The organism is Propionispira raffinosivorans DSM 20765, from assembly GCF_000381065.1.
In the GTDB taxonomy this organism is placed as follows: domain Bacteria; phylum Bacillota; class Negativicutes; order Selenomonadales; family Selenomonadaceae; genus Propionispira; species Propionispira raffinosivorans.
Genome location: NZ_KB905890.1, coordinates 1 through 5,544, shown reverse-complemented (window position 1 = coordinate 5,544; position 5,544 = coordinate 1). Strand labels below are relative to the sequence as shown.

The window sequence follows — 5,544 nt, the reverse complement described above, 5'->3', positions numbered from 1 at the left end:
GTAAATGCCGGCAATAATTTAAACCTTGCCAGCCAACAAGATATAGACAACTATAATGAAAAAAGCAGCAACAGCGGCGGCAAAATAGGAACCGCAGGAATTGGTCTGCAAGGCAATGCCAGCAAAGGAAAAATCGATTCGAACTATGAATCCGTAACCACACAGGCAGAAATCCATGCAGGACAAGGCGGCTTTAACATCGAAGTAGGGAAAAATACCGACTTAAAAGGTGCGGTTATCTCCAGTGATGCTACGCCGGATAAGAACAAACTTAGTACAGATACGTTGAGTTATTCGGATATTAAGAATAAAGCGGATTATAGTGAAAGTAGTAAGGGCTATTCTATGCAGACAGGATCAAAACTGCCTATTACACCAAATGTAACTATACCAGTATCTGGTGATGCTGGGAGTACGACAAAAGCAGCGATTGCAAATGGAAGTATTGAAATAAGAAGCAATCCGAAGCAGGATATAAGTCAGCTTAATAGGGATACAGGAAATTCGTTAAATGTATTGGGAAAAATCTTTGATAAAAAAACGGTTCAAGAACGGCAAGAATTAGGAAATCTGTTTGGTCAAGAAGCATTTAAAGCCATAGGAGATGTGGCTCTAAAAGAATATGTGAAGGCAAAAGAAGAAGCAGCTAACTGCAAAAAAGGAAGCCCTGAATACCAAAAAGCTATGGAAAGAGCAAAAGCATGGGATGAGGGTGGTTCCAATAAAATCTGGTTGCATGCGTTAGCTGGCGGAATCATGTCCAGCCTTGGCGGCGGTAGTTTTACTTCTGGCGCAGCTGGAGCCGGACTGAATGAAGTCTTGCAGAAAGAACTGGCAAAGATTAAAGACCCGGGATTGCATGAGCTTGGGAGCATGGTCATTGGAGCGGCAGCAGCCAAACTTATTAGGCAAGATGCAAAAACAGGAATGGTGACGGCGCTGAATGGAACCAAGAATAATTGGTTAAATCATGTGCAGCAACGGGCCATGTACAGTGAACTGTTAGCGGCGGGAACGGATGTAAACGATCCAGAGGTAAAAGTAAGAAGAGCAGCAATCTATAGCAAATACGCGGCACTTGACCTGTGGAATGATGCGAATGAGCCGCTAAAATCCTGGAATAATGAAATAGAACCACTACTGTTACAGCAAATGTCATTTGATATGGATGTAGCAACTGATAATGGAATGACGGGGAATTTGGCAAAAGGGCTTAGCATATATGAAGAATATGGAGCCTATGAAAATGCGCAGGCAGTCAGGGAAAACCTGAACGCAGGAACCCCAATAGATTATATGGTTTTCAAAGCATTGAGACCGGATTTGGCAATAACGCCAGAACGGGAAAATTATGAAGAGAATAGAAAAGAAAGAGAGAAAAACGAATCTCCGTGGGATTATGCCTATAAATATGATAATGCAAAAATAGTAGGGTACTATCCAGATGGAACAGCGGCAGTGCATTTAGAAGATGGAGATCATCCAGCATATAATGCACCCCAAAAAGGAGAGGTGTTAGCAGACGACCCAGATGCGCAGTTTACAAAAATAAATGGAGCTTGGTATGTAATAGATCCTGAAAATGCTGAAAAATGCTGGTATACTTCAAAAGAGCCATCCACATGGCAAACTGTTAAAACAGCAGCTCAACAGGCAACTACACAGATCCAAGAGCAAGTTGTTACGCCAATAAGCAATTCCGCTCATGATTTTTATAGAACAGAGCTAGCTCCGATAGGGCAAGGCGTAGGCGCAGCCGTTGCAGATAACCTTTCATTTGGTATTTTGCCATTGGATATGTCTGCAAACAATGAAAATCCGAGAATGTATTACACTGCAAAAACACTTACGGATGGTGTTTTTGTTGTAGGAGGCGGAGTTGCTACCGTAGGTTCAGTAGGAGAAACAATTATTACTGCTCCAACTGGAGTCGGTGCTCTTGCAGGAGGCGTAGCGACACCTGCTGCTATAAGTTTTACGGCAAAGGGGATATACAATTTCTCAAATGATTTAGAGAAAGCTTTCTCTAGCAAGGGTGCGGATACTGAGGGATCGGGAGAAGCGGATTTCATAAAAGAAAATCGTGTACCTAAGGATAGAGAAACTATCTTAAACAATCCGGAATATATAAGAACAAATAAAGATGTAAAAGGGGCAACGGTGTATAAGAATGGAGATAAGTATTACTATCGCGATACTTTCCATACTGGCGAAAGCGCACATCTAGAAGTTTTTGATAAACGGGGTAAGCATTTAGGAGAAGCAGATCCAATTACGGGTGAAATAATACCAGGTACAGTTGATCCTAGTAAAAGAATTAATGTAAAATAAACTATGAAGGAGGATTCAAATTGATAAAAAAAATTAAAGAAAAGATAATAAAAGGAAATGACATATATTTTTTTGAAGTTATTTCAAATAAGATAGTAATAAATAATAACTATAAAGGTATTATTATTTTAGATAATAACCTTGACGAATTAAAACAGATTAATATTTTTGATCATATGATGATATATTCTTGTTATATAAATGAAAATGATGAAGAATTATTATTATTTTGTGAGGAGAACAAATGTTTAGTATATGTAAACTTACGTGAGTATGATTATAAAGTTATTGACTTAAGGGAAGAGTTTTTAGCGATGGGTTTTTCCCCAGTATACTTATGGGATTCAAATAGATTAATATTGTCAACATATGATGGTAAATTTTATGATGTAGATGTAAAAGAAGATTCTAATGCTTTAATTAGTAATAGTGATGTGAGTGGAAAATATCCGCTGCTTTATGAATTGTGGTTGCAAACGACAAAACACAAAATTGTTAACATTCATCCAAATAATTTTCAGTTTATATTTAAAAATGACCAAGGAATTTATTATTTACATGATTTATTGAATAATAATACATGTATTAATGATTATTTGGCTAATATGGCTCATGAAATTACTTTTGAGCAAGATACATTTGTGTTCACAAGCGAGCAGTTTATTAGTGTTGTAAAACAAAATGTAGAGGTAGCTCGAATAGAAACAAATAATGCATATATGTTTTTAAGAACGAGGTTTGAAAAAACTACAGTATCTATACGTATAGTAGTTTTGAATGGTAGCAAATCGGACAACTGTAAAAATTTAATTACTATGTACGATATCAAATAATAAAATGTGCAATTCTACAGATGTTAATAATATTGGTGGTTAAATCAAGGGGCGATGCGTTTTCATTATAGTGGACAATATATTACGGATAGTGAAAATTGCTGATAGGGATGAAAGCACATATAAAACTAATATCATTCGGCAAAAGATAAGAAGGTGATCATAAGTGGATGATTGGAAAAAAATAAGAATTGATGGTATTGCTTCAATTGAGAAATGCGTCGCAGAATTTGATGTTGGAGAACTAATAAAACCCCCATATTCAAAATTTATGAAAGACAGAATGGTACATTTATTGGTTTTACTAATCTTCAAATTAAGGATAAAGAGGGTTGTCTTCATGCGGGAGTAAGTTATGGAGACACTACGGAAAAAGCCTTAGTAGATACAATTAATTATTTTCTTGAAATGATTAACGAAAAGGAAAATTTAAACGAGGAAGATTTTGAATGTGTTGATCCGTATGATTTTTAATAATTAAAATTCATTTATTCGGCAAAAGAGGTCAGCGGACGTAAAAATCCACTGACCTCTTCAATATTAGAGGGATTATCGACTACAATCGTCAACACTGTTCAAAATATTTGCATTCCGTAGATACTCAACACGGAAGATTTGAAAAGTGTGATTTTAAAGGAAGACATCAAGGTGAAGTAAATATGAACCTTGAACCAACAAAGCCAGCTGATAAATCTGGAGAGCATAATCTAACAGTAAAATAAGGGGGAGATATTTTGAAAAATATAGTACGAGATGTTATTAATCGGGTTTATATAAAAAAGGACCACGATTATTTTAAACATAAAGCTAATAGTGTATTGGAATTACCAGAAAAATTGTATCAGATATCGAAAAATAACACGAAAGTAGTTGGAGGAAAAGATGGAAGTGGTGAAGTATCAGTAGATTGGTATATACACTTTCCGAAAGTCATTAAAGGAGAATTTAGTGCTTTATTTACGACAGTTTTAAAAATATCCAAGATAATTCCGATATTTTACATCCAACATGAATTTGCTGTAGAAAATAGAGATGAAAAGAAAATAGAACCAAAATTGGAGGGGTTTTCTGGACAACCATATAGTATAGCTCAATTTGATATGCATAATAGTTTGGTTGAATGCTTGGGAAATTTAGATTATGTGGAACTATCTTACTCAGAAATGAATGAAGTGATTTCGGGAATTTCAATACCTCAAGAAACTAGGATATTTGGGGAACAAATGACGGTTGAGACGGCATTGTTTCGAGATGTATATGATTTATGTTCGGCAGAAGAAGCTTAATAAAATAGTTAAAATTGGTATGATGAAGCTGACATGGATATTTTCTTAAAGGAACTAAAAAAATAAATAGAATTACGAATACCAGATAAACTTTTAAGATTTTATGGGTGGAAATAAAAACCAACTAATAAATGAGATCCATGGAAGTAAACAAAACGATTCTGTAATAAATGTTAGGGTAAGCAAAAGACAAATTGTTTACCTTAACATATTTTTTTATAAAAACTCCCAATAAATGTAAACATACAAGCAGGGAAAGATGTTACGATACAAGCTTCCGATGTTATTAGCGGACAAAACACGAAAATCATCGGAGCTGATGTAAATATAACAGCCGGTATGGAAACATCACACGAAAAACAAAGCTATGAATACAGCAAAAGCGGATTAACGGTATCTGTAAGCAGTCCGGCTATTGATGCGATACAAAGCATCAGCAATAAAGTTGACAGAGCCAGCGAAGTAGGCGATAAACGCTTAGCGGCTCTCTATGATGTGCAGGCAGTCCAGGCTTTATCGGGGCTTGATAAAAAGATCAATAATACCGTCAATGGAACAACGGGAAACGATGGTAAAAAAGTAAGCGATATCAGCCTTAATGTCAGCCTCGGCAATACCAGCAAGACACAAAACAGTACCAATGACACGACGCAAGCCAAAGGCAGTCAGATTAGTGCTGGTAAAAATCTAGACATTATTGCAACAGGCACAAATAAAGATGATGGTAACGTGACCATTCAAGGTTCAACGGTAACGGGCGATAAAGTCCATATACAAGCCGTAAAAGATGTAACCATCGAAAGTGCGGAAAACCAAACAAGCAATAACACACAAACCGATGGAAAATCTTCTGGAATCGGAGCCCAGATCAGTGCCAAAGGTGTTGGTTTCTATGCAGAAGCCAGCAAAAACAAAGAACTTGAAAACGGAACCATTTTGACCCATACACCAAGTGTGGTAACGGCTAAAGATACGCTGAAAATTGATGCGGGACATGATGTAAATATCTTAGGATCCAAAGCCAGCGGCGATCGTGTCGAAGTAAATGTCGGCAATAATTTAAACCTTGCCAGCCAACAAGATATAGACAACTA

The 5,544-nt window shown here is 36.4% G+C and carries 3 protein-coding genes and 1 pseudogene; all 4 read left to right on the top strand.

Annotation, left to right across the window (positions count from 1 at the left end; all coding sequences use genetic code 11):
• Positions 1-2,331: pseudogene (locus tag F606_RS23600) on the top strand (hypothetical protein); the annotation flags it as partial.
• Between the two features lie 20 nt (positions 2,332-2,351).
• Positions 2,352-3,164 carry a hypothetical protein gene (locus F606_RS22520; RefSeq protein ID WP_019555657.1) on the top strand — a complete coding sequence of 271 codons (813 nt, stop codon included), beginning with the start codon at positions 2,352-2,354 and terminating at the stop codon, positions 3,162-3,164.
• A gap of 734 nt (positions 3,165-3,898) precedes the next feature.
• Complete coding sequence (locus tag F606_RS23595) at positions 3,899-4,450, top strand: hypothetical protein (RefSeq protein WP_019555655.1); 552 nt, start codon at positions 3,899-3,901, stop codon at positions 4,448-4,450.
• A 231-nt stretch (positions 4,451-4,681) separates the two neighbouring features.
• On the top strand, positions 4,682-5,544 hold an 863-nt coding region (locus F606_RS21860; RefSeq protein WP_322786225.1), incomplete at its 3' end, for a hemagglutinin repeat-containing protein.